A 22,848-nucleotide genomic window follows, 5' to 3' on the forward strand; every position below is an offset into this window, starting at 1 on the left:
AAGCCGTCAGCGGATCGGCCGGTGGACGTTCTCCCGTGTGCTCGGGCCCGGTGTGGCGTCCGCGATCCAGGGGCCTTCGCCGCTGGGGTCGACGACGCCCGACTCCAGCCAGGTGTACATGCCGTTCAGGACGCCCTTGACCACCTTGCGGTCCACGTCGTCCGTGTTCTTCCACAGCCGGTCGAAGAGCTCGTCGACGCGGATGCGGGACTGGCGGCAGAACGTGTCGGCCAGCTGATAGGCCTCGCGGCCGTGGTCCTCCGTCGTCCGCAGCAGCTCGGCCCGTACGCACGCCGCGCTCATCGCGAAGAGTTCGGCGCCGATGTCGACCACCCGGCCCAGGAAGCCCTGCTTGGTCTCCATCTTTCCCTGCCAGCGCGACATCGCGTAGAAGGTCGAGCGGGCCAGCTTGCGGGCATTGCGTTCCACGTAGCGCAGGTGCGGGGAGAGGTCCGCGTGGCCGCTGGGGTGGAACTCGGCGTACGAGCTCGGGAGTTGGCCGGGACCCGCGACCAGTTTCGGCAGCCAGCGGGCGTAGAAGCCGCCTGCCTTCGCGCCCGCCTTCGCCTTGTCGGTCAGGGACTTGTCCGGGTCGATCAGGTCGCCCGCCACCTTCAGGTGCGCGTCCACCGCCTCGCGGGCGATCAGCAGGTGCATGATCTCCGTCGAACCCTCGAAGATGCGGTTGATGCGCAGGTCGCGCAGGACCTGTTCCGCCGGGACGGCGCGTTCGCCGCGGGCCGCGAGGGACTCGGCGGTCTCGAAGCCCCGGCCGCCGCGGATCTGCACCAGTTCGTCGGCCATCAGACAGCCCATCTCGGAGCCGTACAGCTTGGCGAGCGCCGCCTCGATGCGGATGTCGTTGCGGTCCTCGTCGGCCATCTGCGAGGAGAGATCGAGTACGGCTTCCAGGGCGAAGGTCGTCGCCGCGATGAAGGAGATCTTCGCGCCGACCGCCTCGTGGAGCGCGACCGGCTTGCCCCACTGCTCGCGCGCGCCCGACCACTCGCGGGCGATCTTCAGGCACCACTTGCCGGCGCCGACGCACATCGCGGGCAGCGAGAGGCGGCCGGTGTTGAGGGTCGTCAGGGCGATCTTCAGGCCCGCGCCCTCAGGGCCGATGCGGTGCGCGGCGGGGACGCGGACCTGGTGGAATCGGGTCACGCCGTTCTCCAGGCCGCGCAGGCCCATGAAGGCGTTGCGGTTCTCGACGGTGATGCCGTCCGCCGACGCCTCCACCACGAAGGCCGTGATGCCGCCCTTGTGGCCGTCCGACTTCGGTACCCGTGCCATGACGACCAGGAGGTCGGCGACGACGCCGTTCGTGGTCCACAGCTTCACGCCGTCCAGGACGTAGTCGTCGCCGTCGGGCACCGCCATGGTGGCCAGGCGGGCCGGGTCCGAGCCGACGTCGGGCTCGGTCAGGAGGAACGCGCTGATGTCCGTGCGGGCGCAGCGCGGCAGGAACTCGTCCTTCTGCTCCTGGGTGCCGAACTGCTTGAGCGGCTGCGGTACGCCGATCGACTGGTGGGCGGAGAGCAGGGCGCCGATCGCGGGGTTCGCGGAGCCGACGAGGGCCAGCGCCTTGTTGTAGTACACCTGCGTGAGGCCGAGGCCGCCGTACTTGGTGTCGATCTTCATGCCGAGCGCGCCGAGCTCCTTGAGCCCGTTGATCACCTCGTCGGGGATCTGCGCGTCGCGCTCGATGCGGGCCGAGTCGATCTTCGTCTCGCAGAAGTCGCGGAGTTCGGCGAGGAACTCCTCGCCGCGCCTGGCGTCCTCGTCGGCGGGCATGGGATGCGGGTGGATCAGGTCGAGCCGGAAGCGCCCGAGGAAGAGTTCCTTGGCGAAACTGGGCTTGCGCCAGTCCTGTTCACGGGCGGCCTCGGCTACCTGCCGTGCCTCGCGTTCGCTGACGGACGCCCCGGAAGGGGGTGTGGGTTGAGCGGGCATTGAGGAGCTCACCTCGCCGCGAAGGGGGGCCGATCGGCTCCGTATGACCCGATCTTGACCCGGTCGGTTACTGACTGGTGCTACTCGATCGTATGGATCGTATGTACCCGATTCGTTCTCAGCCCACCAGTCTTCGCGCAGCGTTCGGCGCAGTGCGGCCCGCCCGGCGCCCTCACGCACGAGAACGGCCGGAGCCCCCGCACAGTGGGCTCCGGCCGTCCGGATCGTGGCCTTGCGATGCCTGCCTTACAGGGCGTGCCTGCCTTACAGGGCGATGCCCGTCAGGACCATGACGCGCTCGTAGGTGTAGTCGTCCATCGCGAAGCGGACGCCCTCGCGGCCCACACCGGACTGCTTGACGCCGCCGTACGGCATCTGGTCGGCGCGGTAGGAGGGGGCGTCGCCGATGACCACGCCGCCCACCTCCAGGTCGCGGTGCGCGCGGAAGGCGGTCTGCAGGTCGTGCGTGAAGACGCCCGCCTGGAGGCCGTACTTGGAGTCGTTGACGGCGGCGAACGCCTCCGCCTCGCCGTTCACCTTCTTGATCGTGAGGACGGGTCCGAAGACCTCCTCGCAGGCGATGGTGGCGTCGGCCGGTACGTCGGCGAGCACGGTCGGCGCGTACGAGGCACCGTCACGCTTGCCGCCCGCGAGCAGCTGGGCGCCCGCCTGCACGGCCTCGTCGACCCAGGACTCGACGCGCTTGGCGGCGTCCTCGTTGACGAGCGGGCCGACGTCCGTCTTCGGGTCGGACGGGTCGCCGGTGACCTGGCCCTCGATGGCCTTGAGCACGCGCGGCACGAGCCGGTCGTACACGGAGGCGTCGGCGATGACGCGCTGCACCGAGATGCAGGACTGGCCGCCCTGGTAGTTGGAGAAGGTCGCGATGCGCGCGGCGGCCCAGTCGAGGTCCTCGTCGGAGGAGTAGTCGGACAGGACGACGGCGGCGCCGTTCCCGCCGAGCTCCAGGGTGCAGTGCTTGCGCGGCACCGAGTCCATGATCGCGTAGCCGACCTTCTCGGAGCCCGTGAAGGAGATCACGGGAAGGCGCTCGTCCTGCACGAGGGCGGGCATCTTCTCGTTCGCGACCGGCAGGACCGACCAGGACCCGGCGGGCAGCTCGGTCTCGGCGAGCAGCTCGCCGATGAGGAGACCGGAGAGCGGGGTCGCGGGCGCCGGCTTGAGGATGATCGGCGTGCCGGACGCGATGGCCGGGGCGATCTTGTGGGCGCAGAGGTTCAGCGGGAAGTTGAACGGCGCGATGCCGAGGACGGCACCCTTCGAGTAGCGGCGCGTGAAGGCGAGGCGCCCCTGGCCGCCGAGGTCGGTGTCGAGGCGCTGGGCCTCGCCGCCGTTGAACCGGCGGGCTTCCTCCGCGGCGAACCGGAAGACGGAGACGGCGCGGCCGACCTCGCCGCGGGCCCACTTGATCGGCTTGCCGTTCTCCGCGGAGATGAGCTGGGCGATCTCTTCCGTGCGCTCGACGAGCCTGCGGCTCACGTGGTCGAGTGCGGCGGCCCGCACGTGTGCCGGGGTCGCGGCGAACTCGTCGCGCACGGCGTACGCGGCGGCGACGGCCTCCTCGACCTGGGCGTCGGTCGGGACGGCAGCCTTGCCGACGATCCGCCCGTCCCAGGGCGATGTGACGTCGAGAGTGGTCTCACCGGTGGTCTGGCGACCGGCGAGCCAGAAGGCGTGGATGGAAGTCATGTCGATTCCCGGCCCTTCCGCGAAGGTGTGTCTTGGGGGGTACGTTCCCCACCGTAGGGGCGGTGTGGGTGCGGGACGTTTGTCCGACTCGGAGTACTGCCCTCCGGGGGCACGCCTCTTTGGCAGGGGAGTTGTCCGGGAGTATCCCCTTGCGGCTACTCCGTACCGCTGGACGTCGCCTTCAGCGAGAGCCACAGCTCCATCCGGACGTCCGGGTCGTCCAGGGAGCGGCCCAGGATCTCCTCGACCCTGCGCATGCGATAGCGCAGGGTGTGGCGGTGGACGCCGAGGTCGGCCGCCGCCGCGTCCCACTGGCCGTGGCGCGAGAGCCACGCGCGCAGGGAGGCGATCAGGTCGCCGCGGCCGGTGGCGTCGTGTTCGTACAGGGCGCGCAGCAGTCCGTCGGCGAAGGCCCGCACCGCGTCGTCGGCGAGCAGCGGCAGGACCGAGCCCGCCGCGAGGTCCTCGTGCTCGACCATCGCGCGGCCCCGGCGCCTGGCGATGGAGAGCGCCTGGTCGGCCTGCTTGTACGCGGTGGCCGCCGCGATCGGGCCCGCGGGCGCGGAGAGGCCGAGGAGGAGAGCGGTCCCGTCGCCCGCGCCGGCCTCGGGCGCCTCGGACTGCGCCGCTTCCAACGTCTGCGCGTACGCGACGCAGGCCGCCGCGCCCGCGCCGCCGTCCACGACGAGCAGCACGAGGCGCTCGCCGTAGGGGACGACGAGGAGTGCCTCGCCGGCGCGCGCGGCGGCCGACTCCACGGCGTCGGTGAGCCCGGCGAAGGGGTCGCCGTCCTCCGGGGCGGCGGAGGCCGGGACTTCCGCCACCACCAGGCGGAACGGGGCGTCGAGCAGGCTGCCGTACAACTCCCCCGCCACCGTGCGGGCGTGGTCCGGTTCCCCGGCGAGCAGCATCCGGAGCACCGCGGAGCCGACGCGGGCCTCGGCGGCCTGGAGCGAGCGGTTGCGCTCCGTGGTGAGGGTGAGCAGCGCTATGGCGGAGTGCAGTGCGTACCGCTCGGCGGTGCCGAGGGTGGATGCCGTGCCGACGGCGAGCGCGGCGCGGGGCCGGCGTCCCGTACCGATCGAGTGCAGCTCCACCCGGTCCTCCGCGCCCGCGACGACCGCGCTCGCGGGGGCTGCCCGATCGCGCAGCCGCTCCACGTCGGAGGTGAGGCGGGCGGCTCTGCGGGAGGCCCACTCGGGCGCCGTGGCGACGACGGCGCCGGACGCGTCGTACAGCGCGGCCCAGCCGTCCACCTGCGCGGCGAGCGCGCCGAGCAGCCCCTCCGGGCCGTCGCTCAGCGCCTGCTTCGTCAGCTCGCGCTGGGCCGCGAAGCCGGCCGTGACGGCGCGGTACTGGTCGGCGGCGATGGCGGCGGAGACGGCCTTGCTGATGGCGAGGAAGGGGGTGCGGCGCGGCACTTCGAGGAGCGGGAGGCCCTCTTCGGCCGCGGCTTCGACCAGCGCCTCCGGGATGTCCTTGTAATGCACCCCGACCGCGAACCCGAGCCCGACGACACCCGCCGCCGCGAGCCGCTTCACGTACCGGGTCATCGCTTCCGGATCCTCCGCGTCCAGCTTGAGCGCGGTGATCAGGAGGAGTTCGCCGCCCTCCATGTAGGGCACGGGATCGGTGAGCTCACTGGCATGCGCCCAGCGCACGGGCGCGTCCAGATGTTCCTCACCCGCGCGCACGGTGAGCTTGAGTGCGGAGTGGTGGACGAGGGAGGCGAGCGTGGGCGGCATGGGGCCTTCAGGTGTGGTCAGCAGGTCAGGGCGGCAGGTCTGGCAGCGGCGGTCGAGCGCGCGTCCCGGTCGGCCATTGAATCCCGGACGAGATGTGGATCTTTTGGCCGGTACGTATGAACGACCTGTGCCGATTCTGCCTCACCGTACGGTACGTACGGGACCGAATTGCCCGTACGTACATTCGTGCCCCTGCCCCCGCGCCTACCCCCGAAGATCCACCAGCAGGGGTGGCGCGTGCTCGCCCCGCACATCCGTGAGGGACAGCACCGCGTGCCCGGCCGGCACCCCGTGCGCGAGCTCGGACGCGGACCACCGCTCGCGCTCGACCTGGCGGACGGTGACGGCGTCCCTTGTGACGGCCTTGCCCGTGACGAATTTTCGAAAGGCGTGCAGGGCGCGCGTCAGCGGCTGATCGGCGAAGACCGCGTGCTGGGCAACCTCGCGGGTCTCGATCCACGACGTGCCCCACGCCTCCGCGAAGCGTCTGCCGTCCCAGGTGGTAACCCCGGAAAACGCCATACGGCAGCCGACAGTCGCGTACAACGGCCCCTGCAACGCCTCAGGTACGTCACTCACGGTACGTAGGGCCAGCACGACCCCGGCGTTCACGGACCGGAGGCGCTGGATGCCTTGGACCGTCTCCTGGGTCACTGTGCGCGTGGCGTCGTCGAGTACCAGGCAGACAAAGTGCTCGCGATCACTGCGGGAGTGCACCACCGAGTTGAACTGGGCCAGGACGAGACGCGCGATCAACCGCGAAGCCTCCCCGTGCCCACGTTCGGGCAGATCGATGCGCACGCGCATGGGGTGATGCACCACGGCGCGCAGGGAGAACGGGCTCTCACTGCCCGAGCCGAAGAACTCGGCGAAGGCAGGGCGGTCGAGCAGGGCGAGTCTGTCGGCGAGCGCCGGACCCGGATCGGCGGCACTGCCCTGCTGCCGGACCCGCGCGTCAAGTTCGCGCCGCATAACGGCGTGGTCGTCCAACCGCAGGGCATCGCGCAGGGCCGATAGTGCCGAGGGAACCCCTTCCAGGAGCTCGCGCAGAGCGGGTACCGAGGGGAAGCGGCCGTAGGCCGTCCAATAGGGGCCGAGCACCTGGGCCAACGTCGTTGCCGCGCGGCGGCTATCGACAGCATCGAGGTCCCCGACGAGCCCTTCGGCCAGGAAGGACGCGGCCTCGTCAGGATCCGAAGTACCCGCGTACAGATCGAAATCGTGCACCGACGCAGGATCGCCGATCTTGACGACGACGTCGTACCCGTCGTCACTGCCAAGGGATGTACCAAAGGCACAGACAGCGACGACCGCGCACTGGCCGGTGAGCGCCTGCAGGGAGAGGGACTCCACGATCGGGCGGACCAGCCGCTCCGTCTTGCCCACCCCGGACGGACCGACCGCCAGCAGCGACGTGCCGAGGGCAGCGGGCTCCAGGGCGATGCCCGCGCCGCGGCTACCAGCAGGGTTGCGGTCCTCGGACACGCATCGTCCGATGCGAACCTGACCGACCAGCAGGTCGTGGGTCGCCGTGCGGGAGGGAAGGTCGCGCGATCCGGAGGGGTGGATCCAGGCTGCCCCGCCTTGCCGCAGCACCGTGTCGTCGAACGCGTCGCGCAGCGCGGGGTTCTCACCCGCCGTGCTCCACGCCCGGCGCACCCGCACACAGTCGACGTCGTTCATCTGGCCGCTCAGCACGGCGGCGGACAGCACATCAGCCACCTTGTCCCTGCCCGCCCCCCTGAGCTCCGGCCACTGTGCCCGCGACGCCACGGGCGCGGGGCTGTTGGGGGGCGATGGCGCGAGGGCGGTCCTGCTCCGCCGTGGCCGAGCGAGCCACGTACGCAGGAAGCCCAGCCAGTCACCCAGTTTCGCGAACGGCCAGAGCACCGCCGCAGTGATCAGCACATACAGGCCGTACGTGACGATCTCGTTCTCGAAGATCTCGTAGCCTCCCGAGAACAGGGCGGTCAGCGACATCACTCCGGTAGCAATCGGCAGAGGCTCCCAGGTGACCCCGGGGAAGGCCTCCGGCCAGACGAACAGCAGCACGATCAGCGCGCCCGCCGCCGCTCGGAGTGCACGGCTGGGCTGCTCCCTCCGGCCGATGAGATGCCGGAGCGCCTCGGCCCAGTTCCCGAGGCGGCCGACTCCGTAGACCAGCAACGCGAGGAACACCCCGCTGGCAGCCGTCAGGGCTTCGGGGCCCTGCCACATGTTCTCCCTCGGACTGAGAGTCCCCGGGTAGAACCACTCCCCCTGGACAAAAAGCCTGATGACCGGCCCCTGGTAGGGAATGGCGGCCTCACGCCACAACGACCAGAGGAACAGCCCGATCACCAGGGAGATCACGACCCCCGTCACCAGGGCGCCATCCATCCGTCGCTTGCCGTCACCCGCCGGCGGCGGAACATGACGGAACCTCCAGATGCCGAGCCCTGCCTTGGGCCGTGGCGCCGACAGCCAGTCGCCGACAGCCGACAGCGCACCTGGCGGCCTCCGCGGCACTGGAGGCAGCCCGGCAGGAGGCACCGGCGGCGGGGCGTGCGCCGGACGCGGCACGGGGGTGGCATGAGCGCCGTACGCGTCCTGCGTGCCGTCGGAATCCATGATTCTTGCCCCCTGGACTGCGGTTCTTCTGCTTCGCGGCTCAATCTAGTGCCCCCGCAGGGGTAGTTCATCGAATACGCGCCTGAGCCCGCGACAGCAGTGCGTTGCGGGCCTCGGCGAACTGGGCGGGACACAACGATCCGGCTACCGTCATCCGATGCCCGAACCCAAGAACGCCGATGCGACCGTCGGCGAAGGGGAACGTGAACCCCTCGCCGAGCCTCAGCCGTTGACTCTCCGGCCGCCCGGGACCCCCGTCGCCTGGGACGCCCCCTCGACCCGCCGGGCCTGGCGTCGGCACACGGTCAGGGCCAGGCTTGCCCTCGTCGCGTGGATCGCGGGGTGGTTCGTGTTGCTGGGCATCACACGGGACGTCTACGCCCTGGCGTCCGTGGTGTTCATCCCGTACACCTTCTGCGCTCCCTACCCCGTCCTCATGCTGCTGATCGCGGAGCTCCCCGACACGGTCCGGATGCGCCGCACGCTTCGCCGCCATCCTTGGCAGCTGATCGAAGGCGCCGAGCACGGCCTTGCGGCCCATCCGGCGGCGGCGAGGGACGCCCCGTGGTTCGCCGTCCCGGACCCCGAGGCCCCGGACGACCCCGACGCACGGCTCCCTCTCCTCCTCTCGGGCCCCCGCACCCGCTGGTGGACCCGGCGCATGCGTGCCGGAGCCACCGCCGAACAGCGGGCGGAGATCGGCGTGTTGTGGTGCTGCGGCGATCCACGTGCCGACGTGGTCATCGCCGCGTCCTCGCACTCGGGAGCGGGGAAGACACCTCGCCGCCTCGTCCATCTCCAGCAGCGCCACGCCCTCGTCGCCGGCCGCCGCCACCGTCGCCCGACGGACCCCGCGCCCGCGGACCCGGTCCTTCCCGAGGACCCGCGTCCGGCTCTCACCCATCCGCCCACGGCCCGCACGATGCGAAGCCGGATGCGCCGCCGCCTTCTCCTCTTCCTCGTGTGGCCCGCGCTGCTCGCCGCCCAGGTCACGATCGTCGCCACCGACGACTACGACAGGATCGGCGTCCTCATGTGCATCGTGCTGCTCCAGCTGACGGCGCTGCCGATGCACATCTACGTACTCGTCAGCACCCGCCGCATGACCCGGCTCCTGGCCGCCCACGCTTGGCGCCCCGTCGACTGCACGGTCCGTATGCGGGGCAAGGCCCAGCTGATCACGGTCGACGGGCGGGTCCTGACCCCCAACCCGTGGCGCACCCACGTCGACGAGGCCGCCACCCGGCTGTGGATCGCGGGTGATCTCGGCTCGCGCTGCATGGCCTCCGCGCCCGGCGGCGCCCGCCCCGTCAGCCTCGCGCCCGCCCCTTGATCCGCCGGGGCCCGCCGCTATGTCCACCAAGGACAAACCGCCACACCCAACAACTCCCCCATGGAGCATGCCCGCCCCCGCCCTTCGCCCCTAACCTGCGAAAGAAAGCAGCAACGAAAGCAAGCAGACAAGCACCGAGCGTCCGCCTCGCCCCACCCCCAGGAGCACCACATGACCGCACTTCCGCAGGAGCGCCGCGTCGTCACCGCCATTCCCGGGCCGAAGTCCCAGGAGCTGCAGGCCCGCCGGACCGCCACGGTCGCCGGTGGCGTGGGTTCCGTGCTGCCTGTCTTCGCGGCGCGCGCGGGTGGCGGCATCATCGAGGACGTCGACGGCAACCGCTTCATCGACTTCGGCTCCGGCATCGCCGTGACGTCCGTCGGTGCCAGCGCCGAGGCCGTCGTACGCCGTGCGACCGCGCAGCTCGCCGACTTCACCCACACCTGTTTCATGGTCACGCCGTACGAGGGGTACGTCGCCGTCGCCGAGCAGCTCGCGGAGCTGACGCCCGGTGACCACGCGAAGAAGTCCGCGCTCTTCAACTCCGGCGCCGAGGCCGTCGAGAACGCCGTCAAGATCGCCCGTGCGCACACCAAGCGCCAGGCCGTCGTCGTCTTCGACCACGGTTACCACGGTCGGACCAACCTGACCATGGCTCTGACCAGCAAGAACATGCCGTACAAGAACGGCTTCGGGCCGTTCGCGCCCGAGGTCTACCGCGTCCCGGTCGCGTACGGCTACCGCTGGCCGACGGGCGAGGAGAACGCCGGACCCGAGGCCGCGAAGCAGGCCATCGACCAGATCAGCAAGCAGGTCGGCGCCGAGAACGTGGCCGCGATCATCATCGAGCCGGTGCTCGGCGAGGGCGGCTTCATCGAGCCCGCGAAGGGCTTCCTGCCGGAGATCGTGAAGTTCGCCAACGACAACGGCATCGTCTTCGTCGCCGACGAGATCCAGTCCGGCTTCTGCCGCACCGGCCAGTGGTTCGCGTGCGAGGACGAGGGCATCGTCCCCGACCTGATCACGACGGCCAAGGGCATCGCGGGCGGCCTGCCGCTCGCCGCGGTCACGGGCCGCGCCGAGATCATGGACGCCGCGCACTCCGGCGGCCTCGGCGGCACCTACGGCGGCAACCCGGTGGCCTGCGCCGGTGCGCTCGGTGCCATCGAGACGATGAAGGAGCTCGACCTCAACGGCAAGGCGAAGGCCATCGAGGCGACGATGAAGGCCCGTCTGAAGGCCATCGCGGAGAAGTACGACATCGTCGGCGACGTCCGCGGCCGTGGCGCGATGATCGCCATCGAGCTGGTCAAGGACCGCGCCACGAAGGAGCCGAACCCCGAGGCGACGGCCGCGCTGGCCAAGGCCTGCCACGCGGAGGGCCTGCTCGTCCTCACCTGTGGCACGTACGGCAACGTCCTGCGCTTCCTGCCGCCGCTGGTCATCGGCGACGACCTCCTGAACGAGGGCCTGGACATCATCGAGGCGGCCTTCGCGGGCGTCTGAGACGGGTACGGCGCACAGCGTCCGGCGGAGCCGGGATCACCCCAAAGGGGGGAAGATCCCGGCTCCGTATGTATCCGCACATGCCCTGACGTGTGTGTACAGCGCGCGGTGCCGCAGCCGTGACCTGGGGTGACCGTCAGGGCGTGTGAAGAAGGTGTGCGGGACCCATGCCGGGTTGCCGTTCCGCCTGTCGGCCCGACACCACCTGACGTACGGTTTCTGCAGATGAGAGAAACACCCCGCCCACAGGGGACTGTGGGCGACACCGGGACGGAGCCTCCCCAGCCCCGTCCTGGTCGTGCCCTCGCGCACACACCCGGAGTCACCGGCTCTGGAACTCCTCACCGATCGGATGGCCGCCCGCCCCAAACCCCCCGGGGCGTGCGGCACACCGGTCAGGACGGCCGCCTCGGAACTACCCCCCCTGTTCCGGGGCGGCCGACCATTTTCCTCTTCTGCCTCTGTGCGCTGTTCTTCGCGCTCATCACCTGGCAAGTGCTCGCCGACGGCCCCCTCCGCGACGCGGACGAGCGGCTCGGCCCCTGGATCACCGGAAGCCGGCTGCCGGACGGCGCCGCCGAACTCCTCGCCGATCTGGGCGGCGTCGCTGTCGCCGTGCCGTTCCTCGCCGCCGCCATCGGCTACGCGGGGTGGCGCGGCCACCGGGCCGGTACGTTCCGCTGGTGGCTGGCCCCGGCCGCCATCGCCGTGGCCATGGCCGCGGTCCCGGTGCTCGTGATCCCGCTCAAGGAGCTCATCGGGCGCACCGGACCGCCCGGCATGGACGGCAGCGGCTACTACCCCTCGGGGCACACCGCCACCGCCATGGTCGCCTACGGCGGGGCGGCGCTGCTCCTGCTGCCGTATCTGCGCGGCACGTACGCACGGCGTGAACTGGTCATCGCCTGCGCCCTGTTGAACTTCGGGGTCGGGCTCGGGCTCGTGCGGCGCGGGTATCACTGGCCGCTGGATGTGGTGGCCAGCTGGTGTCTGTTCGGGATGGTGCTCGTGGGGGTGGTGCTGGTCGTCGCTCGGTACGGCCGCCGCCCCGCTGCTTTCGCAGCGGACGCGGATCAGCCGAAGTAACCGTCGAAGTTCTTCGAGAACTCCCCGTTGTCGTACCGGTCCCAGTTGATCGACCAGGTCATCAGGCCGCGCAGGCCGGGCCAGGTGCCGTGTGTCTTGTACGAGCCGCAGTTGGTGCTCTTCGTCAGGCAGTCCAGGGCCTTGTTGACCTCGCTCGTGGGGACGTGGCCGTTGCCCGCGTTCACCGATGCGGGCATGCCGATGGCCACCTTCTCCGGGGGCAGCGCGGGGAAGACGTTGTTCGTGTCGCCCGCCACCGGGAAGCCGGTGAGCAGCATGTCGGTCATCGCGATGTGGAAGTCCGCGCCGCCCATCGAGTGGTACTGGTTGTCGAGGCCCATGATCGGGCCCGAGTTGTAGTCCTGGACGTGCAGCAGCGTGAGGTCGTCGCGCAGGGCGTGGATGACCGGCAGGTAGGCGCCGGCGCGGGGGTCCTGGCCGCCCCACTTGCCGGTTCCGTAGAACTGGTAGCCGAGCTGCACGAAGAAGGTCTCGGGGGCCATCGTCAGCGTGAAGCCGCTGCCGTACTTGGCCTTGAGGGTCTTGACCGCGGAGATGAGGTTGACGATCGACGGGGTCTTCGGGTTCTTGAAGTCGGTGTCGTCGGCGTTCAGGGACAGGGAGTGGCCCTCGAAGTCGATGTCCAGGCCGTCGAGTCCGTACTCGTCGATGATCGCGGAGACGGACCGTACGAAGGTGTCGCGGGCCTGCGTCGTCGTCAGCTGGACCTGGCCGTTCTGGCCGCCGATGGAGTCAGGACCTTCTTGCCCGCCGCCTGCTTGGCCTTGACCGCGGCCTTGAACTCGTCCTTCGTCTCGACGCCGGGGCACTCGGACTGCGGACAGAGGCTGAAGCGGATGTCGCCCGACGTGGCGGAGGTCGGTTCGCCGAAGGCGAGGTCGATGATGTCCCAGCTGTCGGGGACGTCCGCGAGCCGGGTGTACCCCGACCCGTTGGCGAAGCTCGTGTGCAGATAGCCGACCAGGGCGTGATCGGCGGCCGCCTTCGGCGCGGGCCCGGTCGAAGGGCCCGCCGAGGCCTCGGTGGCGAGCAGGCCGGACGCGGCCAGTGCGCAGGCCGTGACCACGGCCACGGGAAGACGTCTCAGGTAACGCGGCACGGAACGATCCACGACTGCCTCCGGGCATGGGGGATGGAGGGTGGGCCGCTCAATTTGGTCCAGACCAATTGACTTGTCAAGGCCCCGTCAAGAATCGGGTGAGTCGCGTGACTCTCCGTCCCGCGGAGCCAGCTGCGCCGCCGCCTCGTGCATCGCGAGTTCGAGAAGCGCGGGATCCGTCAGCGTTCCCGACCCGTCGGGCGGGACCAGCCAGCGGACCCCGCCCGTGGAACGCCCCGGGTAGGGGACCACGATCCATGTGCCGCTCCCCGCGCCCCGTACGCCCGTGCCGATCCAGCGGGCCACCGTGCCCGCCGGGACGAAGAACCCCATGCGGGAGTCGCCGAAGTCCGCGAGCACCGGACCGGGACGGTCGACGCAACGGGTCAGGACGTCGAGCGTGGGGTAGCCGAGATCGCCGGGAAGGATGAGGACGTCCCAGAGCCTGCCCGCGGGAAGGAGCGCGACCCCCAGGGGGTTGCGCTCCCACTCCCAACGGCAGGCCTCCGGATCCGGTGCCACCGACACCAGCCATTCGACCGCAGACCTCGCTCCCGAGCCCGAGCCAGCCATGGCGGGACCTCCCTCTCTCCTGTGTTGCGGCTGTGCCTGTCACAGGAGAGAGGGCGTTCGGTCCCGAGCGTTACGCGGGTTCAGGGAACTTGTTGACGAATCGTCGACAGGGGCCCGTTCGAGCCCCGGAGCTGGTCAGCTGTCGAAGCCCAGGCCCAGCTTGTCCATGGTCTTCAGCCACAGATTGCGCCGGCCGCCGTTCTCGTCCGCGCGGGCCAGGGACCACTTGGTCAGTGCCACGCCCGTCCACGCGAACGGCTCGGGCGGGAACGGCAGCGGCTTCGTGCGCACCATCTCCAGGGACGTGCGCTCGGTGCGCTCGCCGGAGAGCAGGTCCAGCATGACGTCGGCGCCGAAGCGCGTCGCCCCGACCCCGAGGCCGGTGTAGCCCGCCGCGTACGCGACGCGTCCCGCGTGAGCCGTCCCGAAGAACGCCGAGAAGCGCGAGCACGTGTCGATCGCGCCGCCCCACGCGTGCGAGAACCGGACGCCCTCCAACTGCGGGAAGCAGGTGAAGAAGTGGCCCGCGAGCTTCGCGTACGTCTCGGGACGGTCGTCGTGCTCGGCGCGCAGCTTGCCGCCGAAGGGATAGATGGCGTCGTAACCGCCCCACAGGATGCGGTTGTCGGCGGAGAGCCGGAAGTAGTGGAACTGGTTGGCGCTGTCGCCGAGGCCCTGGCGGTTCTTCCAGCCGATGGACTCCAGTTGCTCCTCGGTCAGCGGCTCCGTCATCAGCGCGTAGTCGTAGACCGGGACGGTGTAGGAGCGGATGCGCTTGACCAGCGACGGGAAGATGTTCGTGGCGAGCGCGACCTGGCGGGCACGGATGCGGCCGTACGGGGTGCGCGCCGCCATCCCGGCGCCGGACGAGACGAGTTCGAGCGCGGGTGTGTGCTCGTAGACGCGCACGCCCTTGTCCATGCAGGCACGCTTGAGACCCCAGGCGAGCTTCGCCGGGTGGAGCATGGCGACGCCCTCGCGGTCCCAGAGACCGCCGAGGAAGGTCGGGGAGTCGACGTGCGCGCGCAGGGCGTCCGCGTCGAGCAGTTCGGAGCCGCCCGCGAGGCCGTGCTCCGCCATCTCCTCGTACATCTCGTGCAGTTCGGCGAGCTGGTGCGGCTGGGTCGCCACGTCGATCTCGCCGGTGCGCTCGAAGTCGCAGTCGATGGAGTAGCGCTTGACGGCCGCCTCGATCTCGTCGAGGTTGCGGGCGCCGAGCTCCTCCAGCTTGCCGATCTCGTCGGGCCAGCGGGACAGGCCGTTCGAGATGCCGTGCGTGAGGGACGCGGCGCAGAAGCCGCCGTTGCGGCCGGAGGCGGCCCAGCCCGCCTCCCGGCCCTCGACCAGGACCACGTCGCGGTCCGGGTCGCGTTCCTTGGCGATCAGCGCGGTCCACAGGCCGCTGTAGCCGCCGCCGACCACCAGCAAGTCGCACTGCTCGTCGGCGGTGAGGGCGGGCTCGGCGCGTGGCTTGCCGGGGTCGTCCAGCCAGTACGAGACCGGCTGGGCGTCGGAGAGAGACGTGGTCCAACGGGTCATGGCGCTCGGGGCCATGATTTCCACTCCTTCAGAAACGTAAAGGCGTTATTACGCCTGCTTGTTGCGGCGCTTGGAGACGATCATGCCGCCAAGCACCAGGAGAACGGCGACCAGGAACATCGCCGTACCGATCACATTGATCTGAACGGGCGTACCGCGCTGTGCCGATCCCCAGACGAACATGGGGAAGGTCACGGTGGAGCCCGCGTTGAAATTCGTGATGATGAAGTCGTCGAAGGAGAGCGCGAAGGCGAGCAGCGCGCCCGCCGCGATACCGGGAGCGGCGATCGGCAGCGTGACCCGGAGGAAGGTCTGCACGGGGCCCGCGTAGAGGTCCTGTGCGGCCTGTTCCAGGCGCGGGTCCATGGACATCACGCGCGCCTTGACGGCGGTCACCACGAAGCTGAGGCAGAACATGATGTGGGCGATGAGAATCGTCCAGAATCCCAGCTGAGCGCCCATGTTGAGGAACAGCGTGAGCAGCGAGGCGGCCATGACGACCTCGGGCATCGCCATCGGCAGGAAGATCAGCGAGCTGACCGCGCCACGCGCCCGGAAGCGGTAGCGCACGAGCGCGAAGGCGATCATCGTGCCGAGCACGGTCGCGCCGATCGTCGCCCAGGCCGCGATCTGCAGGCTCAGGCTGAGCGAGCCGCACATGTCGGCGACCCCGCAGGGGTCCTTCCACGCGTCGAGCGAGAAGTCCTGCCAGGCGTAATTGAAGCGGCCCTTCGGCTTGTTGAAGGAGAACACCGTCACGACGACATTGGGAAGCAGCAAATACGCGAGCGTCAGCAGACCCGCGATCACCACGAATTTGCCGCGGAGCCAGCGGAAGAAGGCAGCCATCAGACGAGATCCTCCGTCCCGGACTTACGGATGTAGACGGTGACCATGACGAGGATCGCCGCCATGAGGATGAAGGAAAGGGCCGCGGCCGTCGGGTAATCCAGAATGCGCAGGAACTGCGTCTGGATGACATTTCCGACCATGCGGGTGTCGGTGGAACCGAGCAGATCCGCGTTCACGTAGTCGCCCGCCGCCGGAATGAACGTGAGCAGCGTTCCGGAGACGACGCCCGGCATGGAGAGCGGGAACGTCACCTTGCGGAAGGTCGTGGACGGCTTCGCGTAGAGATCGCCGGCCGCTTCGTGGAGCCGGCCGTCGATCCGCTCGAGGGAGGTGTAGAGCGGCAGGATCATGAACGGCAGGAAGTTGTACGTGAGTCCGCAGATCACCGCCAGCGGTGTGGCGAGGACCCGGTCGCCCTCCGTCCAGCCGAGCCAGCTGGTGACGTCCAGGACGTGCAGCGAGTTCAGGGCGCCCACCAGGGGCCCGCCGTCCGCGAGGATCGTCTTCCACGCCAGCGTACGGATGAGGAAGCTGGTGAAGAACGGCGCGATGACCAGGACGAGGATGAGATTGCGCCAGCGGCCCGCCCGGAACGCGATCAGATACGCGAGCGGATAGCCGAGCAGCAGGCACAGGATCGTGGCGGCGCCCGCGTACAGGACCGAGCGCAGGAACTGCGGGTAGTAGTCGCCGAGCGCGTCCCAGTAGGTGGCGAAGTGCCAGGTGACCTTGAAGCCGTCTTCGAGGGAGCCCGTCTGGACGGACGTCGACGCCTGGTAGACCAGCGGAAGGGCGAAGAAGACGACGAGCCACAGGATGCCGGGGAGCAGCAGCCAGTAGGGGACGAGACGGCCGCGCTTGCGGACCTTGCGGGGCGGTGCGTCCGGCTCTTTCGTCGGCGGCGCGTCGGTGAGGGTGGTGGTCATGCGGAGGCGTCCTCCTCGACCTTCTCGACGCCCGCGTCTATGTCCTGGGCGGGGTCCAGGCCGAAGGTGTGCGCGGGGTTCCAGTGCAGGACGACGTCGACGCCGGGGACCAGGCGGGTGTCGCGCTCGATGTTCTGGGCGTAGACCTCGAACTCTTCGCAGATCGGGCTGTTGACGACGTACTGCGTCGACACCCCGATGAAGCTGCTGTCGGCGATGCGGCCCGTGATGCGGTTGCGGCCCTCGGGGATCTGCCCCGCGTCGTCGGCGTGCGTGAGGGAGATCTTCTCGGGGCGTACGCCGAGGATGACCTTGCCGCCGGTGGTGGTGGGCGCCGTACATCGCGCGGCGGGCAGCGTGAGCTTGCCGTCGCCCGCCTTGAGGGTGAGGTCGTCGCCGCTGCGGCCCGCGATCTCGGCCTCGATGAAGTTCGACGTGCCGAGGAAGTTGGCGACGAAGGTGGTGCGGGGGTTCTCGTAGAGGTCGGCGGGGGCGCCGAGCTGTTCGACCTGGCCCGCGTTCATCACGGCGACCTGGTCGGCCATCGTCATGGCCTCCTCCTGGTCGTGCGTGACGTGGATGAAGGTGATGCCCACCTCGGTCTGGATGCGCTTGAGTTCGAGCTGCATCTGGCGGCGCAGCTTGAGGTCGAGTGCGCCGAGCGGCTCGTCGAGGAGCAGCACCTTGGGGTGGTTGATCAGGGCGCGCGCGACGGCGACGCGCTGCTGCTGGCCGCCGGAGAGCTGGTGCGGCTTCTTGCGGGCCTGCTCGCCGAGCTGGACGAGGTCGAGCATGTCGCCGACCTTGCCCTTCACGGACTTGATGCCGCGGCGGCGCAGGCCGAAGGCGACGTTCTCGAAGATGTCGAGGTGCGGGAAGAGCGCGTACGACTGGAAGACCGTGTTGACGGGTCGCTTGTACGGCGGCAGCGCCGTGACGTCCTGCTCGCCCAGGTGCACGGTGCCCGTGCTGGGCTCCTCGAGGCCGGCGATCATGCGCAGGGTGGTCGTCTTGCCACAGCCGGACGCGCCGAGCAGCGCGAAGAAGGAGCCCTGCGGCACGGTCAGGTCGAGGGGGCGGACGGCCTTGAAGGAGCCGTACGTCTTGCTGATCCCGGTGAGGCGGACGTCGCCGCCGTGTTCTGTAGCAGTCGTCATGGTGCGTCCAGGGGGTCGAGGGGAGACATGGGGACTACGAAGGGGCGTGGGAGCGCCGCCTAGGAACCGGTCAGCTTGGCGAACTTCTCCTCGTACGCCGTCTCTTCCTTCGGCGTCAGCGAGCGGAACCCGCGGGACTTCGCGGCCATCTCCTTGTCCGGCAGGATCAACGGGTTGTTCGCGGCGTCCTTGTCGAGCTTGGCGAGCTCGGGGCGTACACCGTCCACGGGGCACACGTAGTTGATGTACGCGGCGAGGCGCGCGGCCGGCTCGGGCTCGTAGTAGTAGTCGATGAGCCGTTCGGCGTTGCGCTTGTGGCGTGCCTTGTTCGGGACGAGCAGGTTGTCCGTGGACGTGATGTAGCCCTGGTCCGGGATGTGGAAGGCGATGTCGGGGTTGTCGGCCTGGAGCTGCACGATGTCTCCCGCCCAGCCGAGGCAGGCGGCGAGGTCGCCCTTGTCGAGGTCGGAGGTGTAGTCGTTGCCCGTGAAGCGGCGGATCTGCTTCTTGTCGACGGCCTTCTGGAGGCGGGCGATGGCCGCGTCGAAGTCGTCGTCCGAGAATTTCGACGGGTCCTTGCCCATGTCGAGAAGCGTCATGCCGACGCTGTCGCGCATCTCGGAGAGGAAACCGACGCGCCCCTTGAGCTTGGGGTTGTCCAGGAGCTGCGACACCGAGGTGATGTCCTCGCCGTCGGTCGCCTTCTTGTTGTACGCGATGACCGTGGAGATACCGGTCCAGGGGTACGAGTAGGCCCGCCCCGGGTCCCAGTCCGGGTCGCGGAACTGGGCGGACAGGTTGGTGTACGCGTGCGGCAGGTTGGCCGGGTCCAGCTTCTGGACCCAGCCGAAGCGGATGAGCCTGGCGGCGAGCCAGTCGGTGACGCAGATGAGGTCACGCCCGGTGTCCTGGCCCGCCGCGAGCTGCGGCTTGAGCTTCCCGAAGAACTCGACGTTGTCGTTGATGTCCTCGGTGTACTTGACCGTGATCCCGGTGCGCTTGGTGAAGGCGTCCAGGGTGGGGCGACGCTCGTCGTCGTCGACGTCCATGTACTCGGTCCAGTTGGAGAAGGTGATCCGCTTCTCCTTGTCCGAGTGGTCGTCGGACGACACGTCGCCCTGCCCCTTGCTCGCTGCCGGGATGCCGCAGGCACTGAGGGCGCCGAGACCGCCGACGGCGAACGCACCGCTCGCGGAGGCGCGCAGCAGCGAACGGCGGGTGAGGGAGGCCCTGCCGTTCCTGAGGCTGCGGTGCATGGCGGCCAGTTGGGCCGGGGACTGGGGGCCCCTCCCTGCTCGAACGGAGTTGAGAGCTTGGGGGAGGTCGGGCTCGTACTGCTCCATGCGCTTGGTTGCCCTTTCGGGAGGATGGGCGGCCACTGGTCGGGCGGCCTTCCAGCTGTCGGCTATCGGTCCCCGAAGACGGTGCGGTGCCAGTCCTTGCGGACGACCGCGGTGTTGTCGAACATGACGTGCTTGATCTGCGTGTACTCCTCGAAGGAGTAGGCGGACATGTCCTTTCCGTAGCCGGATGCCTTGTATCCGCCGTGCGGCATCTCGCTCAGGATCGGGATGTGGTCGTTGACCCACACACAGCCCGCCTTGATCTCGCGCGTCGCGCGGTTGGCGCGGAACACGTCGCGGCTCCAGGCGGAGGCGGCGAGACCGTAGGGGGTGTCGTTGGCGAGCCTGATCCCTTCCTCGTCGGAGTCGAAGGGCAGCACGACCAGGACAGGGCCGAAGATCTCGGCCTGCACGATCTCGCTGTCCTGCGCTGCGTCCGCGATGAGGGTGGGCTTGTAGAACGCCCCGGGGTGGGCGAGCGCCTCGCCACCGGTGACCACGCGCGCGTAGGAGCGTGCCCGGTCGACGAAACCGGCGACGCGGTCGCGGTGGACGTGCGAGATGAGCGGCCCGAGGTCGGTGTCGTCGGCGAACGGATCACCGAGCCGCACGCTCTCCATGAGCGCGGCGACACCGTCCACGAAGGCGTCGTACAGCGGGCGTTGCACGTACGCGCGCGTGGCGGCCGTGCAGTCCTGCCCGGTGTTGATGAGCGCGCCGGCGACCGCGCCGTGCACGGCGGCATCGAGGTCGGCGTCGTCGAAGACGACGAAGGGCGCCTTGCCGCCGAGCTCCAGGTGCAGCCGCTTCACGGTGGAGGTGGCGATCTCGGCGACGCGCTTGCCGACTCCGGTGGATCCGGTGAAGGAGGTCATGGCGACGTCGGGGTGCCCGACGAGCCGCTCTCCGGCATCCCGCCCGGCCCCGCTGATGATGTTGACGACGCCGTCCGGGATGCCCGCCTCGGTGGCGGCCTGCGCGAACAGGAGCGAGGTGAAGGGGGTGAGCTCGGCTGGCTTGAGAACGATCGTGTTGCCCGCGGCGATGGCCGGGAGCACCTTCCAGGCGGCCATCTGGAGGGGGTAGTTCCAGGGGGCGATGGAGCCGACGACACCGATGGGCTCACGCCGTACGTACGAGGTGTGGTCGCCGGAGTACTCACCGGCCGACTGGCCCTGGAGATGCCGGGCGGCTCCCGCGAAGAAGGCGGCGTTGTCGACGGTGCCGGGGACGTCGAACTCCCGGCTGAGCTTGATGGGCTTGCCGCACTGGAGCGACTCGGCCTGCGCGAACTCCTCGGCGCGGTCGGCCAGTACGCCGGCGAAGCGGTGCATGGCGTCGGAGCGCTCGCCGGGGGTCGCGCCGGCCCAGCCGGGGAAGGCCTTGGCCGCGGCGGCGACAGCGGCGTCGACGTCCTTCTCGCCCGCGAGTTGGTAACGGTGGACCTCGTCGCCGGTGGCCGGGTCGACGACGGCGTGGGAGCGCCCTGAGGTGCCCTCGGTCAACCGTCCCGCGATGTACTGCGCGCCGTCCGCGAAGTGGTCCTGCGCCTGGAAGTTGTGCATGACGCTCTCCTCCGCCGTCGCCCCCGTCCCTGGGGGGCGGCGTAGCTCCAGATCGATTTGAGTGCCGATCCTGACAGAGCAGTGGTACTCCAACAAGTGATTCCGTTGTTGCCTTTTGGTTACGCGACGGAATCTGTCGACCAGGTGTCGAGTCCTCCTGGAAAACCCAGGACGAAGTGTCAGTGGTGCGTGCCAGACTCGCGTGCATGGAGAAGATCGACTCGGTGAACACGCTGGTCGCGGCGGTCCGGGCGGGCGAGCGCGTGAAGTACCTGCACTTCTGGGGCCACCGGCCCCGGCGGGACGGGACGCTCGGTTCGAGCTGCCTGAGTCAGTGGTGGCTGTCGCCCTTCACCGTGGCCGGTGTGGAGTACGGGACGGCTGAGCACTGGATGATGGCCGCCAAGGCCCGCCTCTTCTCCGACGCGGAGGCTGAGGCCGCGGTCCTCGCCGCGCGTACGCCCGCGGAGGCGAAGAACGCGGGGCGCCTGGTGCGGGGCTTCGACGAGGCGATATGGGAGCGCGAGCGCTTCGGGATCGTGGTCGAGGGCAGCGTCCACAAGTTCGCGTCGACCGAAGCACTGCGCTCGTTCCTGGTCGGCACGGGGTCGCGGGTCCTGGTGGAGGCGAGCCCGATGGACCGCATCTGGGGGATCGGCCTGGCGGCCGACGACGAGCGCGCGCAGGATCCGGAGAAGTGGCTCGGGCCGAACCTGCTGGGCTTCGCGCTGATGGAGGCCAGGGAAAGGCTCCGCTGACCACGGCCTTCGCGGCCCGCCTCAACCGGACCCACGCCATGCCTTGCGGGGCGCATCTCTGAGCCGGGGAGCATCCCTGAGCCGGCGGTTCAGGAACCCGCGGCCACGGAGGCCGAATAGCTGCCGCCCTCCGAAGCCGACCCGTCCTCCTCGAACACGTCGTCCGGCACCAGGATCAGCACCACCAGCAGGGCCACGCCCAGGACGATGCCCGCGATCCCGCAGATGATCCCGGCCAGCGCTTGGCCGGGGTTCGTCGCCTCCCCGCGCCGCGCCCTGCTGCGTCCGATCGCCCCGAAGATGACCGCCAGGATGCCGAGCACGATCGCCACGGGCCACAGGCAGAAGACGACGGCCGCGATGATCCCGAGGACCAGCGCGGTCACGCCCATCCCGTTGGCGGGGGCCATCGGCATCGCGGGCCAGCCGTATCCGGGCGGGCCCTGCCCCTGGTAGCCCGGGTAGCCGGGATATCCGGGATGACCCTGGTACCCGGGGTGCCCCTGGGGCCCGGCATGACCCTGGTACCCGGGGTGCCCTTGCGGCCCGGGGTATCCGTACGGCACCTGCCCAGGCCCTTCGGGCCCGATCGGAGGCGGCGGCACCGGCTCCCCCGAGGCAGCCGCACCCGACGGCGGCGGCGACTGAGGCGCCGCCCACGGGTCCCGCTTCTCCAACGGGACGGGCGCCCCCTGCGGACCTTGCGAGCCGTACGGTCCCTGCGAAACCTGCGAACCCTGCGAGCCGTACGGACCCGGCGCCCCATGCGGGGCCGCGTCCTCGGGCGCCGCCCAGGGGTCCCGCTTCTCCGACGGAGCAGACGCCCCCGACGCGCCCTGGGCCCCTTGCGGTCCCTGGGCCCCGTGCCAGCCCTGCGAGCCGTGCGGTCCCTGGACCCCGCTCGCTCCCTGCGCCCCCTGCGCTCCCTGCGACCCCCGCGGAGCCACGTCCTCAGGTGGTGGCGCCCACGGGTCCCGTTCGGGATGGGCGTCCGGTGCGGGCCCCTCGGACTGGGACATGGCGGGTCACCTCTTTTCTACGTTCCGTCATGCTACGGCCCCCGCCCTCGGCC

16 protein-coding genes and 1 pseudogene are annotated in these 22,848 nt (G+C 70.0%); 4 read left to right on the plus strand and 13 right to left on the minus strand.

Annotated features, from left to right (window positions below; genetic code table 11):
* Positions 1-6 precede the first annotated feature (6 nt).
* The 4 genes from ACIBCK_RS32280 to ACIBCK_RS32295 form a co-directional block, all read right to left on the minus strand.
* Entirely contained in the window at positions 7-1,953 is a 1,947-nt protein-coding gene (locus ACIBCK_RS32280; RefSeq protein ID WP_399396023.1) for an acyl-CoA dehydrogenase family protein, read from the minus strand.
* Positions 1,954-2,217: 264 nt separating this feature from the next.
* Positions 2,218-3,663 carry an aldehyde dehydrogenase family protein gene (locus tag ACIBCK_RS32285; RefSeq protein ID WP_399396025.1) on the minus strand — a complete coding sequence of 482 codons (1,446 nt, stop codon included), beginning with the start codon at positions 3,661-3,663 and terminating at the stop codon, positions 2,218-2,220.
* A gap of 155 nt (positions 3,664-3,818) precedes the next feature.
* Positions 3,819-5,408 (minus strand): PucR family transcriptional regulator, encoded by a 1,590-nt coding sequence (locus ACIBCK_RS32290; RefSeq protein WP_399396026.1) that lies wholly within the window; start codon positions 5,406-5,408, stop codon positions 3,819-3,821.
* A 204-nt stretch (positions 5,409-5,612) separates the two neighbouring features.
* Positions 5,613-8,018: an ATP/GTP-binding protein gene (locus ACIBCK_RS32295; protein WP_399396028.1), complete on the minus strand. Its 2,406-nt coding sequence runs from the start codon at positions 8,016-8,018 to the stop codon at positions 5,613-5,615.
* 157 nt (positions 8,019-8,175) lie between these two features.
* Here ACIBCK_RS32295 and ACIBCK_RS32300 point away from each other — a divergent pair, with 157 nt between their 5' ends.
* From ACIBCK_RS32300 to ACIBCK_RS32310, 3 genes are all read left to right on the plus strand, one after another.
* Entirely contained in the window at positions 8,176-9,351 is a 1,176-nt protein-coding gene (locus tag ACIBCK_RS32300; RefSeq protein WP_399396030.1) for a hypothetical protein, read from the plus strand.
* Positions 9,352-9,522: 171 nt separating this feature from the next.
* A complete protein-coding gene (gene gabT, locus ACIBCK_RS32305) occupies positions 9,523-10,857 on the plus strand; it encodes a 4-aminobutyrate--2-oxoglutarate transaminase (RefSeq protein WP_399396032.1) in 1,335 nt (444 codons plus the stop codon).
* 381 nt (positions 10,858-11,238) lie between these two features.
* On the plus strand, positions 11,239-11,943 hold the full coding sequence (locus ACIBCK_RS32310; protein WP_399396033.1) for a phosphatase PAP2 family protein: 705 nt from the start codon (positions 11,239-11,241) through the stop codon (positions 11,941-11,943).
* Here the strand turns inward: ACIBCK_RS32310 and ACIBCK_RS32315 are convergent.
* The 8 genes and pseudogenes from ACIBCK_RS32315 to ACIBCK_RS32350 form a co-directional block, all read right to left on the minus strand.
* Positions 11,931-12,937, minus strand: a pseudogene (locus ACIBCK_RS32315) (chitinase); the annotation flags it as partial. The gene ACIBCK_RS32310 and the pseudogene ACIBCK_RS32315 overlap by 13 nt on opposite strands.
* Before the next feature lie 213 nt (positions 12,938-13,150).
* Positions 13,151-13,636 (minus strand): hypothetical protein, encoded by a 486-nt coding sequence (locus ACIBCK_RS32320; protein ID WP_399396035.1) that lies wholly within the window; start codon positions 13,634-13,636, stop codon positions 13,151-13,153.
* Positions 13,637-13,771: 135 nt separating this feature from the next.
* Positions 13,772-15,190, minus strand: coding sequence for an NAD(P)/FAD-dependent oxidoreductase (locus ACIBCK_RS32325; protein ID WP_399396036.1), 1,419 nt, complete (start codon positions 15,188-15,190; stop codon positions 13,772-13,774).
* Between the two features lie 33 nt (positions 15,191-15,223).
* Positions 15,224-16,024, minus strand: a complete 801-nt coding sequence (locus tag ACIBCK_RS32330; RefSeq protein WP_399396038.1) for an ABC transporter permease — start codon at positions 16,022-16,024, stop codon at positions 15,224-15,226.
* Complete coding sequence (locus ACIBCK_RS32335; RefSeq protein WP_399396040.1) at positions 16,024-16,953, minus strand: ABC transporter permease; 930 nt, start codon at positions 16,951-16,953, stop codon at positions 16,024-16,026. Before ACIBCK_RS32335 ends, ACIBCK_RS32330 begins: the two co-directional genes overlap by 1 nt.
* A complete protein-coding gene (locus ACIBCK_RS32340; protein ID WP_399396041.1) occupies positions 16,950-18,110 on the minus strand; it encodes an ABC transporter ATP-binding protein in 1,161 nt (386 codons plus the stop codon). The genes ACIBCK_RS32335 and ACIBCK_RS32340 overlap by 4 nt, the downstream gene beginning before the upstream one ends.
* Before the next feature lie 59 nt (positions 18,111-18,169).
* Positions 18,170-19,453 carry a PotD/PotF family extracellular solute-binding protein gene (locus tag ACIBCK_RS32345; RefSeq protein WP_399396043.1) on the minus strand — a complete coding sequence of 428 codons (1,284 nt, stop codon included), beginning with the start codon at positions 19,451-19,453 and terminating at the stop codon, positions 18,170-18,172.
* Between the two features lie 62 nt (positions 19,454-19,515).
* A complete protein-coding gene (locus tag ACIBCK_RS32350) occupies positions 19,516-21,018 on the minus strand; it encodes a gamma-aminobutyraldehyde dehydrogenase (protein WP_399396044.1) in 1,503 nt (500 codons plus the stop codon).
* A gap of 176 nt (positions 21,019-21,194) precedes the next feature.
* Here ACIBCK_RS32350 and ACIBCK_RS32355 point away from each other — a divergent pair, with 176 nt between their 5' ends.
* A complete protein-coding gene (locus tag ACIBCK_RS32355; protein WP_399396046.1) occupies positions 21,195-21,776 on the plus strand; it encodes an NADAR family protein in 582 nt (193 codons plus the stop codon).
* 89 nt (positions 21,777-21,865) lie between these two features.
* On the opposite strand, the gene ACIBCK_RS32360 is transcribed toward ACIBCK_RS32355, so the two are convergent.
* Positions 21,866-22,795, minus strand: coding sequence for a DUF4190 domain-containing protein (locus tag ACIBCK_RS32360; RefSeq protein WP_399396048.1), 930 nt, complete (start codon positions 22,793-22,795; stop codon positions 21,866-21,868).
* Positions 22,796-22,848: the final 53 nt, after the last annotated feature.

This window comes from Streptomyces sp. NPDC051218 (assembly GCF_044455475.1).
Lineage (GTDB): Bacteria > Actinomycetota > Actinomycetes > Streptomycetales > Streptomycetaceae > Streptomyces.

What these genes read in the sequence shown, in the direction of transcription:
- ACIBCK_RS32280 (WP_399396023.1), bottom strand. Translation starts at nt 1,953, where the DNA reads ATGCCCGCTCAACCCACACCCCCTTCCGGGGCGTCCGTCAGCGAACGC.
- ACIBCK_RS32285 (WP_399396025.1), bottom strand. Translation starts at nt 3,663, where the DNA reads ATGACTTCCATCCACGCCTTCTGGCTCGCCGGTCGCCAGACCACCGGT.
- ACIBCK_RS32290 (WP_399396026.1), bottom strand. Translation starts at nt 5,408, where the DNA reads ATGCCGCCCACGCTCGCCTCCCTCGTCCACCACTCCGCACTCAAGCTC.
- ACIBCK_RS32295 (WP_399396028.1), bottom strand. Translation starts at nt 8,018, where the DNA reads ATGGATTCCGACGGCACGCAGGACGCGTACGGCGCTCATGCCACCCCC.
- ACIBCK_RS32300 (WP_399396030.1), top strand. Translation starts at nt 8,176, where the DNA reads ATGCCCGAACCCAAGAACGCCGATGCGACCGTCGGCGAAGGGGAACGT.
- gabT (WP_399396032.1), top strand. Translation starts at nt 9,523, where the DNA reads ATGACCGCACTTCCGCAGGAGCGCCGCGTCGTCACCGCCATTCCCGGG.
- ACIBCK_RS32320 (WP_399396035.1), bottom strand. Translation starts at nt 13,636, where the DNA reads ATGGCTGGCTCGGGCTCGGGAGCGAGGTCTGCGGTCGAATGGCTGGTG.
- ACIBCK_RS32325 (WP_399396036.1), bottom strand. Translation starts at nt 15,190, where the DNA reads ATGGCCCCGAGCGCCATGACCCGTTGGACCACGTCTCTCTCCGACGCC.
- ACIBCK_RS32330 (WP_399396038.1), bottom strand. Translation starts at nt 16,024, where the DNA reads ATGGCTGCCTTCTTCCGCTGGCTCCGCGGCAAATTCGTGGTGATCGCG.
- ACIBCK_RS32335 (WP_399396040.1), bottom strand. Translation starts at nt 16,953, where the DNA reads ATGACCACCACCCTCACCGACGCGCCGCCGACGAAAGAGCCGGACGCA.
- ACIBCK_RS32340 (WP_399396041.1), bottom strand. Translation starts at nt 18,110, where the DNA reads ATGACGACTGCTACAGAACACGGCGGCGACGTCCGCCTCACCGGGATC.
- ACIBCK_RS32345 (WP_399396043.1), bottom strand. Translation starts at nt 19,453, where the DNA reads ATGGAGCAGTACGAGCCCGACCTCCCCCAAGCTCTCAACTCCGTTCGA.
- ACIBCK_RS32350 (WP_399396044.1), bottom strand. Translation starts at nt 21,018, where the DNA reads ATGCACAACTTCCAGGCGCAGGACCACTTCGCGGACGGCGCGCAGTAC.
- ACIBCK_RS32360 (WP_399396048.1), bottom strand. Translation starts at nt 22,795, where the DNA reads ATGTCCCAGTCCGAGGGGCCCGCACCGGACGCCCATCCCGAACGGGAC.